The 21,493-nt window shown below is 51.5% G+C and carries 17 protein-coding genes; 10 read left to right on the top strand and 7 right to left on the bottom strand.

Translation table 11 applies throughout. The features are described from left to right. Nucleotides 1-268 precede the first annotated feature (268 nt). Complete coding sequence (locus tag ABXT62_RS05110) at nucleotides 269-2,749, top strand: penicillin acylase family protein (protein WP_415357524.1); 2,481 nt, start codon at nucleotides 269-271, stop codon at nucleotides 2,747-2,749. 449 nt (nucleotides 2,750-3,198) lie between these two features. Here the strand turns inward: ABXT62_RS05110 and tauD are convergent, their stop codons facing one another. Together tauD and ABXT62_RS05100 are read right to left on the bottom strand one after the other, a co-directional pair. After that, a complete protein-coding gene (gene tauD / locus ABXT62_RS05105) occupies nucleotides 3,199-4,023 on the bottom strand; it encodes a taurine dioxygenase (RefSeq protein ID WP_415357523.1) in 825 nt (274 codons plus the stop codon). Between the two features lie 134 nt (nucleotides 4,024-4,157). Then, nucleotides 4,158-4,739, bottom strand: coding sequence for a DUF1993 domain-containing protein (locus ABXT62_RS05100; RefSeq protein ID WP_415357522.1), 582 nt, complete (start codon nucleotides 4,737-4,739; stop codon nucleotides 4,158-4,160). 118 nt (nucleotides 4,740-4,857) lie between these two features. Between ABXT62_RS05100 and ABXT62_RS05095 the strand changes: the two genes are divergently transcribed. Further along, nucleotides 4,858-5,838, top strand: a complete 981-nt coding sequence (locus ABXT62_RS05095) for an LLM class flavin-dependent oxidoreductase (protein ID WP_415357521.1) — start codon at nucleotides 4,858-4,860, stop codon at nucleotides 5,836-5,838. Nucleotides 5,839-5,863: 25 nt separating this feature from the next. Here ABXT62_RS05095 and ABXT62_RS05090 read toward each other — a convergent pair whose 3' ends face one another. After that, a complete protein-coding gene (locus tag ABXT62_RS05090; RefSeq protein ID WP_415357520.1) occupies nucleotides 5,864-6,970 on the bottom strand; it encodes a DUF3089 domain-containing protein in 1,107 nt (368 codons plus the stop codon). 292 nt (nucleotides 6,971-7,262) lie between these two features. Here ABXT62_RS05090 and ABXT62_RS05085 point away from each other — a divergent pair, with 292 nt between their 5' ends. Then, nucleotides 7,263-8,033: a YiiX/YebB-like N1pC/P60 family cysteine hydrolase gene (locus tag ABXT62_RS05085; protein ID WP_415357519.1), complete on the top strand. Its 771-nt coding sequence runs from the start codon at nucleotides 7,263-7,265 to the stop codon at nucleotides 8,031-8,033. Next, a complete protein-coding gene (corA, locus tag ABXT62_RS05080) occupies nucleotides 8,023-9,090 on the top strand; it encodes a magnesium/cobalt transporter CorA (protein WP_415357518.1) in 1,068 nt (355 codons plus the stop codon). The genes ABXT62_RS05085 and corA overlap by 11 nt, the downstream gene beginning before the upstream one ends. A 177-nt stretch (nucleotides 9,091-9,267) precedes the next feature. On the opposite strand, the gene ABXT62_RS05075 is transcribed toward corA, so the two are convergent. The 3 genes from ABXT62_RS05075 to ABXT62_RS05065 all read right to left on the bottom strand — a co-directional run bounded on the left by ABXT62_RS05075 (nucleotide 9,268) and on the right by ABXT62_RS05065 (nucleotide 12,241). Next, nucleotides 9,268-10,020 carry an SDR family NAD(P)-dependent oxidoreductase gene (locus ABXT62_RS05075; RefSeq protein ID WP_415357517.1) on the bottom strand — a complete coding sequence of 251 codons (753 nt, stop codon included), beginning with the start codon at nucleotides 10,018-10,020 and terminating at the stop codon, nucleotides 9,268-9,270. Nucleotides 10,021-10,297: 277 nt separating this feature from the next. After that, nucleotides 10,298-10,990, bottom strand: a complete 693-nt coding sequence (locus ABXT62_RS05070; protein WP_415357516.1) for a bacteriorhodopsin-like — start codon at nucleotides 10,988-10,990, stop codon at nucleotides 10,298-10,300. A 348-nt stretch (nucleotides 10,991-11,338) separates the two neighbouring features. Beyond that, complete coding sequence (locus ABXT62_RS05065) at nucleotides 11,339-12,241, bottom strand: NAD-dependent epimerase/dehydratase family protein (protein ID WP_415357515.1); 903 nt, start codon at nucleotides 12,239-12,241, stop codon at nucleotides 11,339-11,341. 252 nt (nucleotides 12,242-12,493) lie between these two features. Here ABXT62_RS05065 and ABXT62_RS05060 point away from each other — a divergent pair, with 252 nt between their 5' ends. Together ABXT62_RS05060 and ABXT62_RS05055 are read left to right on the top strand one after the other, a co-directional pair. Next, the gene (locus ABXT62_RS05060) at nucleotides 12,494-14,746 is read left to right on the top strand and encodes a TonB-dependent receptor (protein WP_415357514.1); all 2,253 of its coding nucleotides are present in this window, start codon (nucleotides 12,494-12,496) and stop codon (nucleotides 14,744-14,746) included. A gap of 129 nt (nucleotides 14,747-14,875) precedes the next feature. Then, nucleotides 14,876-15,649, top strand: a complete 774-nt coding sequence (locus tag ABXT62_RS05055; RefSeq protein WP_415357513.1) for an SDR family NAD(P)-dependent oxidoreductase — start codon at nucleotides 14,876-14,878, stop codon at nucleotides 15,647-15,649. Nucleotides 15,650-15,669: 20 nt separating this feature from the next. Here ABXT62_RS05055 and ABXT62_RS05050 read toward each other — a convergent pair whose 3' ends face one another. After that, entirely contained in the window at nucleotides 15,670-17,319 is a 1,650-nt protein-coding gene (locus ABXT62_RS05050) for an AMP-binding protein (protein ID WP_415357512.1), read from the bottom strand. A gap of 541 nt (nucleotides 17,320-17,860) precedes the next feature. On the opposite strand from ABXT62_RS05050, the gene ABXT62_RS05045 reads away from it, so the two are divergent. The 4 genes from ABXT62_RS05045 to ABXT62_RS05030 all read left to right on the top strand — a co-directional run bounded on the left by ABXT62_RS05045 (nucleotide 17,861) and on the right by ABXT62_RS05030 (nucleotide 21,466). Continuing rightward, nucleotides 17,861-18,613, top strand: coding sequence for a class I SAM-dependent methyltransferase (locus ABXT62_RS05045; RefSeq protein ID WP_415357511.1), 753 nt, complete (start codon nucleotides 17,861-17,863; stop codon nucleotides 18,611-18,613). Continuing rightward, complete coding sequence (locus ABXT62_RS05040; RefSeq protein ID WP_415357510.1) at nucleotides 18,610-19,776, top strand: sulfatase; 1,167 nt, start codon at nucleotides 18,610-18,612, stop codon at nucleotides 19,774-19,776. The genes ABXT62_RS05045 and ABXT62_RS05040 overlap by 4 nt, the downstream gene beginning before the upstream one ends. A gap of 18 nt (nucleotides 19,777-19,794) precedes the next feature. After that, on the top strand, nucleotides 19,795-20,214 hold the full coding sequence (locus tag ABXT62_RS05035) for a hypothetical protein (RefSeq protein ID WP_415357509.1): 420 nt from the start codon (nucleotides 19,795-19,797) through the stop codon (nucleotides 20,212-20,214). A 104-nt stretch (nucleotides 20,215-20,318) separates the two neighbouring features. After that, nucleotides 20,319-21,466, top strand: a protein-coding gene (locus tag ABXT62_RS05030; protein ID WP_415357508.1) for an IS3 family transposase whose coding sequence is annotated in 2 segments (ribosomal slippage) — nucleotides 20,319-20,562 and nucleotides 20,562-21,466 — 1,149 coding nt in all. Because the reading frame shifts where the segments join, the coding sequence is not laid out codon by codon here. Nucleotides 21,467-21,493 lie beyond the last annotated feature (27 nt).

Genomic DNA, 21,493 nt, shown 5'->3' with positions numbered 1-21,493 from the left:
TTCTAAATCGAGTCTGTGGCGGAATGGGATGAATTCTGCAACCGACAACTGTCATACTTAAACCCGTTTCAGGGTGTTTGCCGACACCATTTTCTGCACGGTCTGGCGACTACTGTCTAACCTCAGTCTAGGTCAATTTATCAAACGGTTGCCGACACAGCTACATTTCATGTCATCCGATAGCAGTGACGCGCCGTCTGTAGACTAGATGGCAAAATTTTTTGTATCATAGTTACTAGAAATTATTACGATCGATTGGAGAAAAGCCGTGCGCCTCAGTACCCCCTGTATTGCCCTCACCCTTATTTTAACACTGACAGCCTGCAGCGACAGCAATAACGACAACGGCGGGGACCCCGGTCAGCCAACCACGGGCGCTAGCTATAGCGCTGAAATCCGCCGTACCGAGTTCGGTATTCCCCACGTGAAGGCGGAAAACTGGGGCAGCCTGGGGTACGGTTATGGCTATGCCTACTCTCAAGATAACTTTTGCGTCACCATGCGCGAAATTGCACAGGCCGGGGGACGCTGGGCAGAATTGACCGGTAGCCAAGTGGAACGCGATCACCTGTGGCGCTATCTTAATGGCAACAAGGAGCAATTCAAGGCAGATTTTTTCGACGTCCTACCCCAACGCGACCGCGACCTGGTGACAGGTTTTGCCGCCGGGATGAACCGCTACCTCGATGAAACTGGCATCGACAACCTTCCTGAGGGCGAAAATGGCTGTCGCAGCGAGCCCTGGGTATACAGCTTCGATCAACTCGACCTCATGATGTACCTGCGCAAGATCGCACTTCAGGCCAGCACCGACCAGGGTATTGTGCGTGACGCAATCCTCGCGGTCGAGGGGCCGCCCTCACAGCAGGTGGCTTCGGCCAATTTGCAGGAAGTAAGTCCTAGCCTGTATCAAAACCTGAAGATACTGGGTGACAACATTCGGCCTTCCGAGGTGGGCAGCAACGCAATAGTTGCTGGCGGTGACGCCACCCAATCCGGCCTCGGCATGTTGCTAGGCAACCCACATCAGCCCTGGAATGGCTCCGGTCGCTGGTATGAAGCGCACCTGACCATCCCCGGCGAGTACGATGCAGCGGGTGCCTCATTGCAGGGTCTGCCTTGGATCGGCATTGGTTTTACACGGGACGTGGCCTGGACGCACACCGTGGACTACGCCACCCGCTTCACACTTTACGAGGTGACACTGAACCCCGACAACCCCATGCAGTATGACTACGACGGGCAGTGGCGCGACATTCAGGCAACCACCGTATCGGCCCAGCAACTGCAGGAGGACGGATCCCTGGAAACCGTGGACCGTATTTTTTACAGCACCCAATATGGCCTCGTGCTGGACCTCGGCGGCGTAGACCCCGCCATTGGCGGTTGGCCAACTTTTTCCGGGACCCTGATCACCATGCGCGACGCCAACCTTGATACCGGCTTGCGATCCCTGACGACCTTCGTCAAAAAAGCTCAGGCTAGCAATATGGAGGAGTACCGTGAGGCCCTGAGAGATATGGGCAATCCGGTGTTTCACGAGTTCGCAGCGGACCGCCACGGGGCCATGTACTACGGCCAGATCAGTGCCGTGCCGCACGTGACTCAGGCCCAACTGGACGACTGTCAGACTGGCATCATGGGCATTGTCGCCTCCGTGTCGAGTAATGCTTTCACCGGTTTGGACGGCAGCCGCTCTGAGTGCGAATGGGGCGAGGATGCAGACTCTCCCCTCGGCAGCAATGTGTACGGTCTTGATGCACACCCCCAGTACCTAGGACGAGGCACGGCCGGCAACAGCAACAATAGCTACTGGCTCAGTGACGCAACGAAACCATTGGAGGGATTTCCCGTCGTTTTCGGCTGGATGGGCCACGAGGGTGATCAACAATTTATGCGTACCCGCAAAACCCATCTCATGATCGCCGATCGACTCGCGGGCACCGACGGCCTCAGCGATGCGCCGCTGTTCGACCTAGAGACTCTGAAAACGGTGATGTACTCGAACAAGGTTCACGCGGCAGAAATTACACTGGACGACGTGCTGGAAATCTGTAGCGACTTTCTCAGTAACCCTAACCCAGAAACCGAACAGGCCACCGACGAGGCATTGACCGAAACGTGTACTGTACTTGAAAACTGGGACCGATACGCCAATGTCGATAGTATAGGCATCCACGTGTTCGTCGAGTTCTGGGGCGGTATTCGTGACGAACTGGGCAGCGAATTCCAGAACGTGGTGGTCGGTGATCAATTCTGGGAGATAGATTACAACTCTGCAGACCCGATTAACACGCCCCGCGGTATCGATATCTCGGTGGAGGCTAACCGAACGCTGGTAATCGATTCGCTGCTGCGAGCCTACCGGCGGCTCTCTGATGCCAATGTAGCGCTGGATGCTGTCTGGGGCGACCTTCAATGTTTGGAACGCAACGACGAATGTATTCCCATTCACGGTGGCTCGGGGCCGGCGGGCATTTTCGGCGCCATCAGCTCTGGCCTCAGCGAGGGTGGTTACCGCAATCCGCGTGCAGGTAACTCCTATATTCAGGCAGTCACCTGGGATGGCAGCGACTGTCCGATTGCGGACACGATGCTGGTTCACTCTCAGAGTGTACAGCCGACTTCGCCGCACTACGCCGACCAGACCAGACTCTATGCGAAAAAAGAATGGGTGCGTTTTCCCTTCTGTGAGGAGGAAATTCAGGCCGCACAGATAGGCGAAACGCTAATATTGGAAGGCGAGTAAGCCTGCACAAGCTGGGTCGGGCTGGCACTCGATCCACGCTTTAAATTTTCTACGGCGTCCTCGCTAATTTAGAGTAGTGCCAAATTAACTAACCGATCTTGTTAAAATCATTGGATAAGCACTCGCAAGCGCCGCCGGTTAGCTTCAGTCATCGTCAGTTATCCAGGTCTGGCCTGCGATCGTTTCAATCTGAGTCACTGTGACATCGAAGATATTCTTGCTGAACGAGGCATCACCATCGGCGGGCCGCCCCCCTCTGTCTCCGAAACAGTGTCACCCATCCATACTGAGCCCTTATGCATAGACCGCGTTCTCGAGACCGACGGCATTGGCACGGTCGCGCAGTGACCGAGCATGGAAGGCGTGATGGTTCATGTCGCTCGAGTTGGCAGAAAATCCGACATTGCGACAATAGAAAATTGTAACAACATCATGTCGGTGACACATTCCTAGTAGGGCCGATCACCGTCAATTGCAATACGCTCTAGACGTCTATGCGCAGGAAAGTAATCGTTAATCGGTTTGTGCTGGGTGCTACGATTGTCCCATATTGCGATTGAATTTGGTCGCCATTGAAAACGGCAGGTATAGTCTGGCGCCGTCACATGCTCAAGAAGAAATTTTAACACCGCTCTACTTTCATTTTCTTCGAGCTCCACTATCCGTGTGGTAAATAGTGAATTGACAAAGATGACTTTTTTTCCACTTTCCGGATGGGTTTGAATAACACGATGGTTTACTGGAGGATTGTCAGCAACAGCTTTCGCCAAGCGCTCCCTCCCTCCGGGCTCAGCCAGACTTTCCTTAAAGCCGAAGCTGAAGTCATGTTCTGCGGTTAAATTGGCCAAAAATTCTTGCATTGGCTTTGATAAACCGTCATAAGCAGCCGTCATGCTGGCCCACAAGGTGTCTCCGCCTGCGGGAGGACAAATTTTAGAACGCAATACGGAACCTAATGGGGGGTGTTGGCGAAATGTCATATCACTATGCCACGCCTCAATCTTACTCGGTTTGTCTGCGGTACTTTCCAAAACAGTAATCTCTGGAAAGCCTGCAATCGTGTCATAGGCCGGGTGTGTCTGCAGTGGACCAAAGGACTCCGCCAGGGCTTTGTGTTGCGCAGGGCTAATATTTTGATCGCGGAAAAAAATCACCTGATGCTTGACTAACAAGCGGCGAATTTCTTGATACACGGCACTGGACAAATCTGCGCACAGATCAACCCCGTGAAGCTCTGCACCGAGGGCAGCCGCAATAGGTTTTATTGTAAACATTATTTACCTCGGATCAAACCGTGGCCAATTAAGTCTTATTTTCCCATACTCCCTGTCAGGAGGAAATAAATGTCTCTGCTTTGGCCGTGTATACAATACGAGCAAGCGTTATACCGATGATGCAGCGTATACCGTTAACGCTTTTTCTTTGCCTTCGCAGCGGGCTTGGCATCCATCATTTTTTTTATCTTTCCCTTGGCCTTCATGCCAGGCATCACACCCAGTAAATCCAGCTTGCCAATGACAACGCCGTTGTGGCGCAAAATATTGTAGACCGTCGAATAGTGAAAATAGAAATTGGGTAATGACCAGCCATTCAAAAAATCAATCCCGCTGAAACTTAACGTTCCAATGGGTAACTGCATCACAATCTCTCTGCTCTCACTACCCACAAACTGTGAGGCCTTTAGAGCCCGAAGGAAACGCACTGTGTTCTGAATGCGGGCCTCAAGCTCGGCAAACGTTGTCTCGTTGTCAGAAAATGCCGGGGCCTCAACACTCGCAAGACGCGAACAGCAACCCTTGGCATGGTCAGTCACCATTTGAACCTGGCGCGTCAAGGGGAGCATGTCAGGGGAGAGCCGCGCATTCAACATCACTGCAGGATCAATACCCCGTGCTTTCGCATCACGGGCTGCGGTCTTCAGAATACTCGAAAGGTTTTTGAGGTTGTGAATAAACACCGGTTTAGAGCTCTGGTACATTAGGTCACTCAATGTAAAAATCCTTTGGTAGTTGGAAGAAAAATTCAGCTGCATCATAATATAAAACGATTCGGTTTGAACAGAAGAGAGTGTTGGCGCAACTGCCGCTATCAGACAAAGGAATGAAATCATGGAACTTTGCCTAACCTACGACATGCGGACACCTGACTTTGGTGCCGCGCGCAATCGCTTATATGATGCCGCGCTAGATCAGGTTGCCTGGGCCGATGATCTCGGTTTTGACCTCGTGGGGCTGGGCGAACATCACGGCAGCGAAGACGGTTACAATCCCTCGCCATTGATTTTAGCTAGCGCTATGGCCGCGCGTACACGCAATCTGAAAATACGCACTTCGGTGCTGCTCGCCCCATTGTACGATCTACCCAAATTAGCAGAGGACGCGGCGGTAACCCAGACCATCTCTAACGGCCGTCTGCTGCTCGGAATCGGCGCGGGCTACCGTCCTAGTGAGTTTGAAACGTTTGGACGCGACCTCAAAGACCGCTGGAAATTCATGGGGGAGACCTGTCAGTTTCTCAGACTGGCGTGGACTGGCGAGCCCTTCGAATGGCAGGGACGACGCTGCCACATCACGCCCGCTCCGGAGCCAGGTCCACCGCCTATATTGCTGGGTGGCAGTTCGCCGGCTGCCGCTCGCCGCGCCGCGCACATCGCTGATGACTGGTTCCCGCCACTGGATGCTCGCCTCTGGCCACCCTACAGGGATGAGTGCATTGCCATTGGCAAAACTGATCCTGGCCCCTACCCGGCGCAGGGCCCTATATTTCTCTGGATTTCGGAGCACCCGGACAAAGACTGGGAGTGGATCTATCCCCACGTGTGTCACCAACTTATCTCTTACAGCACCTGGACGCGAGAGGCCTTCGGCAAAGCTGCAGGGCCCTATGCGGGCGGCATAACACCGGAAACGGTGCGGCAAAGTCCAGCCTATCGAGTACTCACTCCAGAGCAGTCTCTGGCACTCTTCAGCGAACTGGGTGACGATACTGTGCTCTATCTTAATCCACTGCTAGCGGGCATCGAGCCCGCACGCGCATGGGAAATGCTGCGCCTGTTTGAAAACCAAGTACTCCCATACCTGCAGCAGTGAAAAAACCACCTAACGCGTTAAACCCTCAGAAATTAGCGGCGTGAGTGTCAACAATTCTCAACAGGTCACCCATTCCAAAATTGTAATCTGCCAGATGCAGTGACGACCCACCGAAAAATGTTTGGATCAGCTCAGGTGTGTAAACAGTAGTCTGCCCGGGGGCGACACCAATCCCTAGGAAACCGTCGCTTTCACAGGCTGCGGAGTACAGACCAAGATAGCCAATCCAATAGGTCTCTACCCCCTCCGGGAAAGGGATGCCCTCGTCGCTGTTATAAATCGTCATGGCGGCGATCCCTGGCTCCCCACCCAACTCGGTTGGATTCACGCACGGGCGCGGCTGCAACGGGACTGGCCGCTGCGCTTCATCTCCCGCGGCGATACTATCGTAGGCCACGATACAGCCTGTCTCGCTCTCATAGCTACACAGGGCTATATTATCCAAGGTACCCCCAGACAACTCGCCGACTGGGACTTTCAGCCGGCCTGTAGGTCCAATCGTCAGCGCAGAGATCATCCTAGCTCTTAGGGCCTCATCATTATCGATACGGTTTTGAAGAAGCTGTAGCAGGACATGAGAACCCTGCGAATGCCCCATGAGTACAAAATTGCGGCCAGGATTCTCCAAAAGGTACTGATTAAAGGCCTCTTCTACATCCGAATAACCGAGCTGAAAATACTCACTGTCAAAAGGGTTCTCTAACGTATACGTCCCAATCGTCATCTGCCGATACTTCGGTGCATACATGTCGCACAGTTGCGTAAAGCGGGCTGCTTGATTGTAGAGAGGCCGCAACATCAGGGTATCGTCGGAGAGGTCGAGCATGTTTCCAGGCTCGCTCCGCATATCTACCGTTGGGTAGACATAGAAACAATCAAAAGGAGCATCAACGACAGTCTCATGCTCAAATACTGCCGTATTGCCATCTTCATAAACATAAGTGATTGTCTGATCCAACTCCAGGCACCTGTCGGTCTCTATCCCTGGTTTGCATAGCCACAGGGCCTCGTCCGCATAAGGCCCTGGCGTCGCTACACTAGACGAATCATTGCCATCGCTGCAGGCGCTCAAAAGAAAAAATACCGTGCTCAGCAACACGCCACGCAAAGCCTTCTTGCCGATATTGACCACTAAAATATTCTCCTTTAAAGCCAGATGATACTCCCTTACGGCGCGCCACTGCTATTGGATGACATAAACCATTGGCAATAAGCGCCTTTCGATCTCTCGCTGTCATTTTATCGCCGGGTGGTGCAAATCAGAGTGTTTAGCGACTAGGATGTCGAATGGGGGCGATGACATCGATGTAGCCTACACCGAAAGTGTACTGCAAAAGCCTTCACCTGCCATAGATTTTTCTGCAACAGAGCCTTATGCTTGTGCAGATGGGTATCCAGTGCGTTGCAGACTGTGTAGGGCCGACATGAATTTTATTTTCCAACGACTGGGGTTGCGGCTCGCAAGATTTTTGAGCCAGCCTCGCAGCCACTACGAACGCTTTTCAGTATTAAGTCAGGCGCAGCTGGATGATGCTTTAAGGCCCGGCGATCTACTATTAGTGGAGGGAAACAGCCGCATCAGCACGGCCATCAAGTATCTGACCCAATCCACATGGTCACATGTGTGTATGTTTGTGGGCAAGGGAGCAGATGGCGAAGGTTTTGTGATTGAAGCGGACCTAGCGGAAGGTGTCATCCGGTCTCCGCTGGGAAAATATGCGAATTGCAACACGCGGATTTGCCGGCCCGTCAACCTGACAGAGCCGGACAGGCTCGCCACACTGCAGTATGCGCTTGACCGCGAAGGCCTCCGCTACGACACACAAAATATTGTCGACCTCGTCCGCTACCTGCTTCCCATGCCACCGGTACCGACACGCTATCGTCGGCGCCTGATGGAACTGGGGAGCGGAGATCCTACTATGGCGATCTGCTCAACGCTTATTGCTCAGGCGTTCCAGTCGGTGAAATACCCCATCATTCCCCATGAGGCACCCGGGAATCAGAGCAATGCACCGGGGCAATACGACACCGCCCTGCTGAAACCTAAGCACTACAGCCATTTCACCCCGCGGGATTTCGACCTGTCCCCATACTTTGAAATCGTTAAGCCCACAATTCAGGGTGACTTCGATTATAAAAAAATTCAGTGGGTTAAGCCAGAATCCGTGTTGCGAGACAACAATGATGACTAAAAGCGGCACAAAAAGCTCTCACAAATCGGGCCTCGCGCCCGGATCGCTGATTCACATAGGCGACATTCATCACCCAGATACAAAGCTAACGTTGATCGACTATAGCGAAGACCACTGCGAACAGCGCTCGTTGTCATCAATAGACGACGCTCTGAAGTACCGTGATCAGGACTCAATCACATGGGTCACAATCGAGGGACTCGCAGACGCATCGATCGTGGAATCTATCGGCGAGCACTTCAATATTCACCCTTTGGTGCTAGAAGATATTCTCAACACGCACCAACGGCCTAAGCTAGAGGAGCACGAGGACTATCTTTACATCGTGCTGAAGAGCCTAGCACCCGATAATGACCAATTTAATATTGCCTATGAGCAGGTCAGCCTGATTGTCCTCAAAAATTTCGTTTTTGCCTTCAAGGAAAAAACCGACTCGCTCTTCTCCTTAGTTGCCACGCGTATTGAAAACAGCCACGGTCGCGTCAGAAGCCTAGGTTCGGATTATCTGATGTATTCGTTGCTGGATACGATTGTCGATCAGAACTTCGGCATACTGGATCAGCTAGACGAAACCCTGGCTGCGCTTGAAGACGACATATTCACCGATCCAACGCCAAAAATGTTGGAAAAAATTCACCAGATTAAATTGGAAGTCATCAAAATGCGGCGTTATATCTCCCCTGTCAGGGACCTATCCGCCAATTTATTGCGCAGTGAATCCGAACTCATCAAACCCAGCACGCAGATCTATCTAAGAGATGTGCATGACCACGTGATGCGTATTATCGAATCTATAGAAACACACAGGGACATTCTCTCCAGCCTGCTGGACATTTACCTCTCCAGCGTCAGCAGCAAGCTCAATGAGGTCATGAAGATACTCACCATCTTTTCCGCTATTTTCATTCCACTAACATTTGTCGCCGGCATATATGGAATGAATTTCAAACACATGCCTGAACTCGCTTGGAAGTGGGGATACCCGGGCGTCTGGGTGGTGTTCATCACCATCGCCACCAGCCTGTATTTTTTCTTTAAGAGAAAAGGCTGGGTCTGATTCATTACAAAGCCAAAATTGTTTCCAAGCTTTGCCGCCAATGGACTTCTCACAGCGGCGTCTTTCGAGGCCGGAGGGAAAAGAGATGAAAAGTCGGGGATCGGGCTCAGCTGCAGCCCAAAGCAGTGTGCTTTTTCCAACCGCAAAAGCGTTGCCTGGTCTTACAACGCCTCATCTTCAACCGGCCGTCTGCGCGCCATCGATGGGCACTACAGAACCGCTCATGTAGCGTGCCTCATCAGATGCGATAAACGCAACCAGAGAAGCAATTTCAGCGGGTTCTGCAAATCCATAGAATGACATCAACTTGTCGATCAACCGCGGCGTAGCGTCTTTAGGGAAGTTTGCCGTAGCTGCCAAGGGCGTATTCACTGCCCCGGGACACACCGCATTCACACGAATACCGCGTTCAGCGAGTTCCATCGACAGAGACTTGGTTAACATCGCCACCCCCGCTTTAGTGACACCGTAAGGCGACGAATACGCCTGCCCTGTCAATGCGGCAGTGGACGCCATGTTAATGATATTGCCACGCGTTTTTGTAAGTTCTGGCACTGCGGCCTGACACAAGAAAAACACCGAGGTCAGGTTAACCTGCAAAATCCGCTGCCAGGCCTCTGGGGTGATATCTTCGATACGCCCAGTCAGCAGAATGCCCGCAATGTTGCACAGCACGTCTAGCTGCCCAAAAGCCTCGACTGCTTTCGTCACGGTGGCATGGCAGACCTCCGGTAGGCTTATATCAGCAACCATCGATTGCACGCGGGCGGTGTCGGGCATCTGCACCATGGTATCGGCGAGCCCTTCAGCATTGATATCCACTAGGAATACGTTGGCGCCCTCAGCATAAAAACGCTGGGCAGAGGCTCTGCCAATCCCCGAACCTGCACCTGTAACCAATACCACCTTGCCCTCAAATCGCTCAGCCATTGCAAGCCTCCTTGAATACCTTGTTATTGTTTCATCGACAGCGTACGTCGAGTCTTGTAACCAGACCCTTCAGGACTGACTGCACTGAGAGTATAGAATAAATCCAAAAGATGACATGACCACCTTTCTGCGCAGGTCTGCTCCAGAACGCGCCATCGATCGAGGCGAGGTATCGCTTGCCAATACGTGATGCTCGTTATTACTTCAGTGGCCAAGAGACAAAAAATAAGCAAAAAAAAGGGCCGGCGTAGCCGACCCTTTCTTCCATCCTAAAAACCTACTGTTCAGAGTCGGCTATTGCTGCAGCCCAGATGACTAGGCCAAAGGCGATTTTATTCCACAGATCGGCGACATTATAGATGATATTCAACGCATCCGGATTCGCTGAATCCATCATATAACCCATAAAGTATCCGATAGGGTAAATTGCCCAACCTATCGTCACCAGCAATGCCATCGCCTTATAGGCCTTCTGCACATTGGCGTTTCCGCTGCCAGCGTTGATCTTGCTCGCTTGACCGAAAAAGATCTCCCACATAATGAAGACCCAAGCCGCCATTGCAATCCAAAACGCCAAACTCACGTCCATCGCGCCCGCTTCGCCGGCAAATCCAAAGCCCAGCATGACGAGAGAACCGATCAGCAAACGCCAAAACACACCGACGGGCGTTTTAGTGATCGCAGACAGAATCAGGTAAAATTCTATGATCAACAGTGGAACCGTTAGTAACCAGTCAATGTAGCGGTAGACAGTCGGTGTTTCACCTGTACTCACCCAAACATCACGCATATAAAAATAATGCACTGCAGCAATGAGAGTGACTAGACCTGATACCGTAAGAGACGTTTTCCACTTAGGTGACACACGGTCACGTTCGAGGAAGAAAAAGGCCGTCGCAGCGACAAGCGCCATCGAAATCAGCCAAAAGGAAATACCAACCGCATCGTTGGCCTGTAAGTTTTCAGTCATAACTGTATCCACCTGTAAGTAAATGTATGATGATTATTGTTCTCCTGCACTTTCAATCGAGCCGACGCACCCTCGGCTGGATATATGGGCCTTACGCACCGTATCTGCGATTGGATCTTTATTTTTTTTTACTAATTCACATAAGACTAAGTCATTGATCCAACTGATAAAAAATCAATGTGCTGCATCACCTTAGACGTTCACCCGTGGCTACAACATCTTCTGCGGTTTAAAGAATGTTGCAACGGCATATCCAAGCAGGGAACACACCCTATTGTATGTCCAAGAACGGCAGGTATTGCGTGACAGCGGTAATGCTCCATCATTCGTCACTTAAACCGGATACATTCAAATCGAGTAACTGTCTACCACCTGTTTAATCAGACCTGCGATCTGCTGACGGGGATAGCCCAGCTCTTCTGACGCCTCCGTTTCATAGTGTACGGTAGCACCGGCACCTGCAAACATAATCACTGATGGCAGCATGGGATGTTCGTCCTCTTTTACCGCCAGCTCTTGCGGATTGCCAGCGGCAGAAAACCACAACTCAAGATAGTGTTTCCAACTCATGTTTTCATCCCCGACCAGATAGGCTTTGCCCGATTCGCCGTCCTCCAGCCCAGCGAGCGTCGCGACAGAGATAGAGTGAGCGCTAATGTGATTCGTGCCACCCGGTGGCGCAAACACCGGCAGATCACCGAGCTGCCCTTTAGCGTAAGCGACCAGCGCCCCGATGTGCGGAATGTCGAGGCCATCGATGTGACCCAGTACGAAAGGCGCATTCAGACTGCACACGTTAAACGTCGCGCTGCTCAGTGCGCGCACCGCGGTGTCGGTAAGGTGCCGCGAAGTGACATAGGGACAAATACCGATGCGCTCGGGGGCGACCTGCGGGTAAAAGGTGCCAATGTAAACTGCTCGCGCAATCCCAGCATCTCGGGCAGCAGCAAAAAATCGCGGTACAGCGCGGTCATTCACTTCGCTATAAAAGGTCTCGGGGCTCACACTGCCGTCCATGGGCAGGGCGCGGATATCGGCGGCTGCAGCAAACACAAGCGCGTCAAATCCACTGAGTCGCTCGTCGTCAAGGCTATCGTTGACATAGTCGCCCTGCATAAATGGCAGCGCAGCCAAGCAAGGCACAACAGAAGGTTTACGTGCCATAATAGTCACATTATGTCCTCGCGATGTTAGGTACAGCGCAATATCACCACCAATTAAACCTGTGCCGCCGACAACGAGTACCTTCATATGTTTCTCACTACTGTTTGGTGGGTTAGGGCATTTTCACATACTAGAGCCTAGGACAGTCACTCAACCAGCACACTATTAGCTGAAATGACTCAAAACGAAAGCGTACCCCGAGCTCCGGACTGGTCAAAAAAACCTTCCAATAGCCCTACGTCAACGATTGTACGCCAGATGCTGATAAACTAACATCAGACCTCTGGAGCCGCGCTACGCTCTGGTTGAGGCAAAAGTAATAACTGGGAATGTATACGTATGTTAGAGAAAACTGCATTAGTGCCTGCCTTGACATGTTTTTTTATTGGAGTAACCACTCCGATCACGACTCATGCGAACGACGATGCGCCCACACTTGCGCTTGAAGAGGTGATTGTTACCGCACGAAAACGAGCAGAGTCCATGCAGCTAGTGCCTGTCGCGGTAAGCGCAATAACGGCTGCAGAGTTAGCGCAGTCCAGCATTCGGAATTTGCAGGACATCCAAGGATTCGTCCCCAACTTACTCATTGATAGAGTGCCGGGGCTGCAGTCGGGTGCTGCAATAGCCATACGAGGGGTTAGCTATCAAGAGATTGACAAAAGCCTTGATCCAGGCATTGGTGTCTTGCTGGACGGCGTTTATCTCGGCACAAACTCCGGACAGATACTGGAAAACTTTGACCTCGAACGCATCGAAGTTTTGCGTGGTCCGCAGGGCACGCTCTTTGGAAAAAACACTATCGGTGGTGCGCTTAGCATTATTCGCACGGCCCCAACCAAAGAATTCGGAGGAAAAGTCCAGGGTACGCTTGGGGAGAACGGCCGTCAGGATATTCGCGGTCTTTTAAACTTACCGCTGACTGATAAAGGCGGTGTAAAACTCTTTGCCTCCAAACTTGAAAGCGATGGCTACATTAAAAATACGACCTACAATAAAGACCAAGGCGGTCAGAATCTAGCAGACTACGGCGTAACCCTAGCTTACCAGTTCACTGACGAACTCGATGTTTTATTCACGGCTGAACGCACACGTGATAAGTCTGAAGTGGGAGCCTGGGCAGACTTCAATAAATTTGAATTCTCTGTGCCCCAAGATGCCGCATGCCTATTATCACCTGACTTTGGTGGTTGTTTCCTGTTCGATACAGGTAGCGATGAGGACCACAGTTCCACCAATGCCCCTAACTCAGCCGACACTACGAATGACTTTTTTAACCTCAAAATGAACTATGACCTCAGCGACTGGATGATTACGTCGATTACCGGCTATATTGATCGTGACGAGCGCTCTCGCCAAGAATATGATGCAAACAGTCTCGAATTTTTGTATGTCAATGTTGACGAGAGCTATTCCCAATTCAGTCAAGAACTACGCACTACTGGCAATATCGGTGACGTGGTGATGACCGCTGGCCTCTACTACTGGCATTCTGAGTACGATGCAGCGCAGACCAGCTATGATTTGTGGAAATATCTTCCAACAGGACCTTTCCCAACAAATTCCTTTGGTGGCACATGGCCGGTCGGCACCCGCGCAATCATCAAACAGCGTGGAGAAAACACGTCTTATGCCGCATTTGCCAGCGCAGACTGGTCGCTGACCGATAAGCTCACACTCAATCTGGCTGCGCGTTACACCTATGACGAAAGAAGTCTGGAACCTTCCAGCTCTCAGTTTGAGTCAGAAGACGGCTCTCCACTCGTTCCCGGCGGAGAGACTGTCAAAGTCGACGCTGACTGGGATCAGGTCTCGCCCCGTATCGGCGCACAATACGACTTTACAGACGATCTTATGGCCTATGTCTCATACTCCGAAGGTTTCAAAGGCGGCGGATTTTTCGGGCGCATCACCTCTGTAGACAATGTTCGCCAATATAATCCCGAAACAGTGGAGACGTACGAGGCCGGTGTAAAGAGTGATTGGTGGAACCAGCGCCTACGTATCAATGCTGCAGTATTCACCAGCGAATATAAGGACAAGCAAGAGGATATCATTGTCACAGACCCATCAGGCCTCGTAGACACGGTCGTCCTGAACGCTTCATCAGCGACTATGCAGGGGCTGGAGTTAGAGATGACAGCGCTGTTGGCGGACGGCCTAACGCTAGTGGCGCAAGGTGGCTATCTTGATGCCGGTTACGACAACTTTCAAATAGCCGGCATTCCAGGAGTGCCTGATGACGCCTCTAAACTTAAAATGCGCAACACACCTGAATTTACCTTTGGCGCAGGAGTACGCTATGTGCAGCCTGTGTTCGACGACAGCGAGATGTCCTACAACGTGAACTACGCATGGCGCGATAGTTATGTCACGATTTTCAATAATGATCCGCTGGGCGACGTTGATGCACTCGGATTTTGGAATGCAAATATCGACTTTCGCTTGCGCGATATGTTGACGGTTTCGGTCTATGGTCGCAATATCACGGATGAGCGTTATTACCGGGCAGTGCTCATCCCTCCGTTAGCATCCTTTGGGCAGTGGAACGAACCGCGTAACTACGGCGTTACCTTGACGTACGCCTTCTAACGGGCACCTATTGAGGTTTATACGTTTTTTTAGCCTCACACACTGTCCCTTTCAACCGCGCTAAGTTTATATTGATACGGTAAACACAATGTTCAGATAATTTCACTGTCACAATCCTTGGGGAGCGTAATGGATAAGGTCGTGGTAATAACAGGGGCCGCAGATGGACTAGGAAAGGCTTTCGCAACGCGGTTTGCGACGGAGGGTTATCAGGTGGTGGCCGCAGACATTAACGATGAGGCAGGCGAGGCTTTGACGGTCGCACTCGAAGCCGAGGGAGCCAAGGTGGTCTACCGACACTGTGACGTCACCCAAAAGGAACAGGTTTTAGCGCTGCTAAGCGGCGCCATAGAGCAGTTCGGCGCGGTCCAGGTTCTGATCAACAATGCGGTTCCTCTCGGCACTTTGACCGCGCTTGAAGAGAAGTCCGACGCAGAGTTTCAACGCCAACTTGACGGCGGATTATTCGCCGCCCGCTGGGCCATGAATGCGGCCTTTGACTCAATGAAAGAGCAGCGCTTTGGACGCATTATCAATCTCTGTTCGCTCAACGGGGTAAATGCACACCCGCAAACCTCAGACTATAATATCGCCAAAGAAGCCCTACGCTGCCTCACTCGCAGTGCCGCGAGGGAGTGGGCGCCTCACGGGATTACCGTGAACGCCATTTGTCCTGGCGCTATTACTGCAGCCTTTCTTTCTATGCAAGAATTTGCACCGGAAATGGCTGCGCGGGTCAATAAGCAGATCCCGATGGGCTATATGGGAGATCCCTACGAAGACATCTCCGGCGTGGCATTATTCCTCGCCAGCAAGGACGCACGCTACATGACAGGCAATACTCTATATGTCGATGGCGGCGGACACATTAACGGCATTAACTGGGCATCGCTGTTTGAGTAGGGCGGAGCAACTCACTCACCCTACTGCCATTCAATTAACAGTTCGCCCTGCTCTGCTGCCGCTCGAGCAAGTTGCTGAGCTCGTTCGCCGAATCTCTGTTCGATCTGCTCACGACGGATCTTAAGCGTCGGCGTCAGCATGCCATTATCAATCGACCAGGCCTCAGCTGAAATTATTACAGCGCCGATACGGGCATGCTTGTCCACGCTCTCGTTGACCACCCGCGCATGCTCTTGCAGTGCCGCAACAAGTTGCTCGGGCTCTTCCTGCTGGGCAAGGGCGCTGGGCACACACACCATGACAGTCTTGGAATAGCCACGCCCCAGCAGACACAGCTGTTCCGTATGCGGATGCTTGGCAAATTCGTTCTCTATCGGTGTAGGTGCGACAAACTTACCCTGTATGGTTTTGAAATAATCCTTCATCCGGCCGGTCAAGAAAATAAAGCCTTCCTCATCAATCCGGGCTTTGTCGCCTGTATAAATCCAACCCTCGCGAAAGGTTTCGGCCGTTTTCTCGGGGTCCTTGTAATATCCCGTGGCAAGCCCTGTTGCCCGTGCCAGCAACTCCCCCTCTTCGCTGATACGCACTTCCACATTACCCACTACTTGGCCTATCGAGCCGACCTTGCGGTGCTCGTGGGTGTTGGCCGAAAGACCCATAGCCTCGGTCTGACCGAAGCCCTCCATCAAATCCAGACCGAACTGGCCATACCATTCAATGAGGGCCGGCGGGGTCGGCGCCGCCGCGGTGAGCAGGTATAGCGCATCGTCAAGTCCCAGCATGTCGCGAATGTGTTTACCCGAACCTTCCGGGTCCCGCTCCAGTGCATCAGTCACCGCTTGCTGTGAGCCGAAATGACCGATGATCACCTGTTGTAATTGCTCCCATACCCGTGGCGGCCCAAACATGATGTGGGGCCGACAGGCGGGTAAATCGCGCAGTAGCGTCATCATATTCTCGTTGAAATACACCACTCCGCCATTAATCAGCGAGGCATACTCCACAATCTGCCGCTCGGCAATATGTGCCAGAGGCAGATAGGAAAAATAGCGGCCGCGAGGCGGCGTGGCAAAAGACTCTTGGAAACGGTTAACCGGTATCTCATTTGAGGCGTGCGTTTGCATAACCCCCTTAGGAACACCCGTGGTGCCCGAGGTGAAGACGATAGAAACGAGATCACTGGGCTGACATTCATACGAAGAACTCTGCCCCGCGTGCGCAGCCACCAAGTCTTCCCAGCGCAGGTGTGGCTCGTCAAGCGTTACACCAGGCAACGTCACAAGGACAATACCCTCAGGCAGAACGGTTTTTACCGCTTCCCAATTTTCAGTTTCACCGACGAATAGCAGCTTCATTTCAGTAAAACTCATAACGTATTCGGCGGTATCGCGCGGCAGTGTGATAAACATGGGAATCGTCACATTGCCGGCGGCAATAGTGCCAAGGTCAGCCATAAACCAGTGTGCTCGGTTACGAGATAGCAAGCCCACATTTATCTCGGGGCCACCCAAGAAGCTCTCCTGCCAGGCCGCGATGGCACCGACCTCGGCTTGCACCTGCGACCAGGTCCACTCCGTTAAATTCTCACCGTGGGGCTCCCGCAGCCAAACATCATTAGGGGACTGGGTCGCCCAGTGATCAAGATACTCGATTAGCGTTGGATACATGGAGTGTTCTCCTATTGATTATTAGAGCTCCAGCCGTTGAGAAGGAGAGATGGCTAGTCTACTAGCCTAGCGTTGTCGGGTAAATCTGCCCGCAAGGAAATTTTCTTCATCACAGCCTTCCGAAAGCTGCATTCAAATGTTCACAGACAAGGGTTCGCGTAGTGAGCCCACCTCTGGGACGCTCAGGCTCCTCACCGTCATCAATGAATATTTGGCTAATCTGGCGGTAGAGGTTTCACTTTTATCGAACCTAACAACAATGCGTTTGCTGTGTGAATACAGAATGGCGAGACAGCAACTTCAATCGTCGATAATGCGCGATATGTTGACGTCAGACCCGTGGGGTTGTTTTTTCCTGGCCTACGCTACGGGCTTACGCCTCGTGAAAAACTGCCTTAGGGTACATCGCTCTATTGAAAAAAGGGTGGGACGCCGCCAATACAGATCTGCTGCTATGCAGGCGGTAATGGGGTAATATATTGCTTAGCTCGCACATTAAATATTTTCTAGACATTATAAAAAACTTACCGGAGCATATTTAATGTCCAATTTAAGATTAAGTGTTCCGCGAGAGTTTCGACGCGGAGGCAAGGCGGACAACGAAGTCGAGTCCGTAGAATCTGGTTATGACTTGATACAACTCATGTGTCGCAATCTGGGCAAAGCTACCCTGGCCGAGACCGACGTCCTGGATATGGGTTGTGGTACAAAGCTGGTGCAGGCAATACTCGACAGGGAGTTACCAGTAAGGAGCTACGTGGGCATAGATGTCCACACACCGCTTATTGAATTCCTTAAGGTCAATGTGACCGATGATCGTTTTACTTTTTTTCCCTCTGATACACACAATGAAATGTACAACCCGGAGGGGAAACCGTTATCGGCCAACACCCGACTACCAGCTCAAGAAGAAGGCTTTGATTTAATTTGCTTATTCTCGGTCTTCACCCACCTGGCCCCGCACGACTATGTAAGCATGCTGCAGGTGCTTCGACGCTACATAAGACCCGAGGGAAGAATTTTTTTTAGTTTGTTTGTCAATGAGCTAACCGACGGAGGGCATGGTTTTGTTGATAGCATGCGTCCTTATATCGAGGCCGCAATGCTGGAGAAAGATGCTGCTCTTACTCCGCCTGCTGACTTCGTCGATTGGGTGCCAGGAAAGCCTCTGTTGCGTGCCGTGTATTCCAGAGAAAATGCCTTGCGCTTGGTCCAAGACACTGGCTGGGAAGTTGAATCACTCAACGATCCCGAAAAATCTGTTCAGCACTATATGATTTGCAAGCCTGCGTGAAGTCAATTGCCGACATACTATCCGCACCCTTGAGAGAACGGCATCGACTTATCTCAGCGCTTCTGGTCGCACTGGTGTGCGCATATTTCAGTCCGGCGGGCGTAGCTAAGCCAAATCTCTTGTTGATCATCGTTGATGATATGAATGCTGACTCGGTGGGTGCATTCGGCGCGGTTGTACCCGGCACAACACCCAATATTGATCAGCTGGCAAGCCAGGGCATCCGATTTGAAAAAGCACACGTGCAGGTCGCAAACTGCACGCCATCACGCAATGTCATGTGGTCCGGGCGGTACCCTCATTCCAACAAAGTTGAAGGTTTCTATCAGGTAGCGAACCCAGGATATCTGACACTGTCAGACTTAATGCAAGAGGCAGGTTACTTCACCGCGATTCGCCATAAAGTCCCCGGTTCTACGCCCTATTCTCCTTATCCATGGGATTTAGTCTTGGATAGTCTGCCAACTGGCGATCTACTGCATCGGAAAGACCCTATCTCATTTGGTGTTTCCACCGCACGGGGAATTGCGGCGGCAAAATTAGCGGGAAAACCCTTTTCGTTGCTAATCAATGTGAGCGACCCACACTTGCCATTCTATGGTCTAAACAGAAGGGGCGAGCCGGTGGAAGATCCATTCGTCCCTTCACGAATTTTTACACCCGATGAGGTATACGTGCCACCCTATCTGGTTGATGATCCGATTGTCCGCCAAGAGCTCGCTCATTACTACTCAACGGTAAGACGTGCCGATGATGCGGTGGGCGAGATCTTGGCAGCACTGCAGGCGTCCGGCGAAGCCGACAATACACTGGTTATGTTTCTTTCAGATCACGGAATGCCCTTTCCCTTTGTAAAAACTCAGCTTTATCACCACAGTACGCTCACGCCTCTCATTTTTCGGTGGCCCGGCATTGTCCAGGAAAATACGGTTGACGATGTTCATATGGTGTCAGCCATCGATATTCTGCCTACACTACTGGATTCGGTTGGCGCCCAAATCCCCAAGGGTATTCAAGGGCGTTCCTTGCTACCGCTGATGCGTGGGGAATCTCAAGATGGGTGGGACAGAATATTCAAGGAATATGCTGAAAACTCGTCTGGCGAGCGCACCCCGATGCGAGCAATTGAAACTAAACGCTTTCTTTATATCTTTAATCCCTAGTCCAATGGGAAACGCCGCATGGCTTCAGCCACCATGCACATGAACACCTACAAGCGCATGGTGGAGCTGGCAGAGAAAGATGAAAAGATTGCCAGCAGATTAGAGCTCCTAACATACCGCGTGGTAGAGGAGTTGTATGATGTACAAGCGGATCCAGACTGCCTCGTTAACCTTATCGCCGACCCCAAATATCAAAAAGAACTTACCGACCTAAGATTTTTGATGGCGACATGGATGCGAGAGACACAAGATCCAGCACTGAATGCTTTTAACAGCAGGGCCGAGCCAAAAGCACTAGCAGAGTTTATGACGACGCAAAATTTGGGTGCTCAGCGACGGCGTGAGTGGAGGCACGCCATAAGAGACAGTATTCGTAAGGCAAATACAGAAAAAGTAGCCGCTCCGGAGCGGGCTGAACCCGTGCCCACTCAGCCGTAGAGCAAGTAAGTAAGCAATCTATCAGCCAGACCATCGCGAAGTGAACTTCCCAGAGTTTACTAGACACCTAATAGCGTTAGAATCTAACTCTATGAGAGGTGTTTATGAGAGGCAAGCGATACACAGACGAGTTCAAGCAAGAAGCGGTTAAACAGGTCTCTGAGCGAGGCTATTCTGTAGCTGATGTTGCGCAAAGACTCGGCACGACCACTCACAGCCTTTATGCCTGGATCAAGAAGTACGGCAAAGCCAACCCCGGCCAGGCCGGCAAGGCGGATCTCGAAACTGAGAACGCGCGACTCAAGGCTGACTTGCGGCGAATGACTGAGGAGCGCGATATCCTAAAAAAGGCCGCCGCGTACTTTGCCAGAGACCACGAGTAAAGTACGCATTCATTCGTGATCATCGTCCTGAATTTTCTATTCAAGCCATGTGTCGTATTTTTAGAATACATCGCAGCGGCTTTTATGCGTGGCTGGATAAACCATTATCCAATCACGCTGTTGAAGATCAGCGATTGCTAAAGCGGATCAAGGAATTCTACATTGCCAGCGGTGGTACCTACGGTAGCCCTTGGATTCATCGAGATCTTCTTGATGGCGGTGAAGCGTGCAGTGTTCACCGCGTTGCCCGAATCATGGGAGAAAACAAGCTCAAAGCGCAAATAGGCTATAAACGCCGTTACATCAAAGGCGGTAAGTTGGGCAGTATTGCTGATAACGTTCTAAACAGAGAGTTTAGTCCAGGTATGCCGAATCAGGCGTGGGTGAGTGACATTACTTACGTCCGCACACACGAAGGTTTTTTGTACGTTGCAACCGTACTCGATTTATTCTCCCGTCGCATTATTGGTTGGTCGATGGATAAAAATATTGATCGGCACTTAGTCATTCGAGCGTCGATGATGGCAGTGTGGCAGAGACAACCCAAGGGGGGCGTATTAGTTCATAGCGACCAAGGAAGCCAATACGGAAGTGCTGACTATCTCTCGTTTTTAGCCTCAAACAATCTGGAGCCCTCTATGAGTCGCCGTGGAAATTGTCATGACAACGCCGTAGATGAGAGCTTCTTTGCGACTTTTAAAAAACGAGTGACGCAACGTAAGATATACTCAACGCGCGATGATGCGAAGACAGAGATATTTAATTTTATCGAGATGTTTTACAATCCGGTGAAGCGACACAGTCACACGGGAGGCGTTTCTCCAGTGCAGTTTGAAAAAGACTATTTTTCTCGGCTAGAAAGTGTCTAACAAAGTCTGGGAAGTCCAATCAGTCAA

It is taken from the genome of Halioglobus sp. Uisw_031 (assembly GCF_047729875.1).
Taxonomy (GTDB): Bacteria; Pseudomonadota; Gammaproteobacteria; order Pseudomonadales; family Halieaceae; genus Marimicrobium.
Note: the sequence above shows the minus strand (reverse complement) of the source record. Positions and strands in the feature narration are given on the sequence as shown.

Coding starts and splice junctions, on each gene's coding strand:
- ABXT62_RS05045 (WP_415357511.1), top strand. CDS start 17,861: ATGTCCAATTTAAGATTAAGTGTTCCGCGAGAGTTTCGACGCGGAGGC.
- ABXT62_RS05075 (WP_415357517.1), bottom strand. CDS start 10,020: ATGGCTGAGCGATTTGAGGGCAAGGTGGTATTGGTTACAGGTGCAGGT.
- ABXT62_RS05055 (WP_415357513.1), top strand. CDS start 14,876: ATGGATAAGGTCGTGGTAATAACAGGGGCCGCAGATGGACTAGGAAAG.
- ABXT62_RS05035 (WP_415357509.1), top strand. CDS start 19,795: ATGGCTTCAGCCACCATGCACATGAACACCTACAAGCGCATGGTGGAG.
- corA (WP_415357518.1), top strand. CDS start 8,023: ATGATGACTAAAAGCGGCACAAAAAGCTCTCACAAATCGGGCCTCGCG.
- ABXT62_RS05050 (WP_415357512.1), bottom strand. CDS start 17,319: ATGTATCCAACGCTAATCGAGTATCTTGATCACTGGGCGACCCAGTCC.
- ABXT62_RS05070 (WP_415357516.1), bottom strand. CDS start 10,990: ATGACTGAAAACTTACAGGCCAACGATGCGGTTGGTATTTCCTTTTGG.
- ABXT62_RS05065 (WP_415357515.1), bottom strand. CDS start 12,241: ATGAAGGTACTCGTTGTCGGCGGCACAGGTTTAATTGGTGGTGATATT.
- ABXT62_RS05095 (WP_415357521.1), top strand. CDS start 4,858: ATGGAACTTTGCCTAACCTACGACATGCGGACACCTGACTTTGGTGCC.
- ABXT62_RS05060 (WP_415357514.1), top strand. CDS start 12,494: ATGTTAGAGAAAACTGCATTAGTGCCTGCCTTGACATGTTTTTTTATT.
- tauD (WP_415357523.1), bottom strand. CDS start 4,023: ATGTTTACAATAAAACCTATTGCGGCTGCCCTCGGTGCAGAGCTTCAC.
- ABXT62_RS05085 (WP_415357519.1), top strand. CDS start 7,263: ATGAATTTTATTTTCCAACGACTGGGGTTGCGGCTCGCAAGATTTTTG.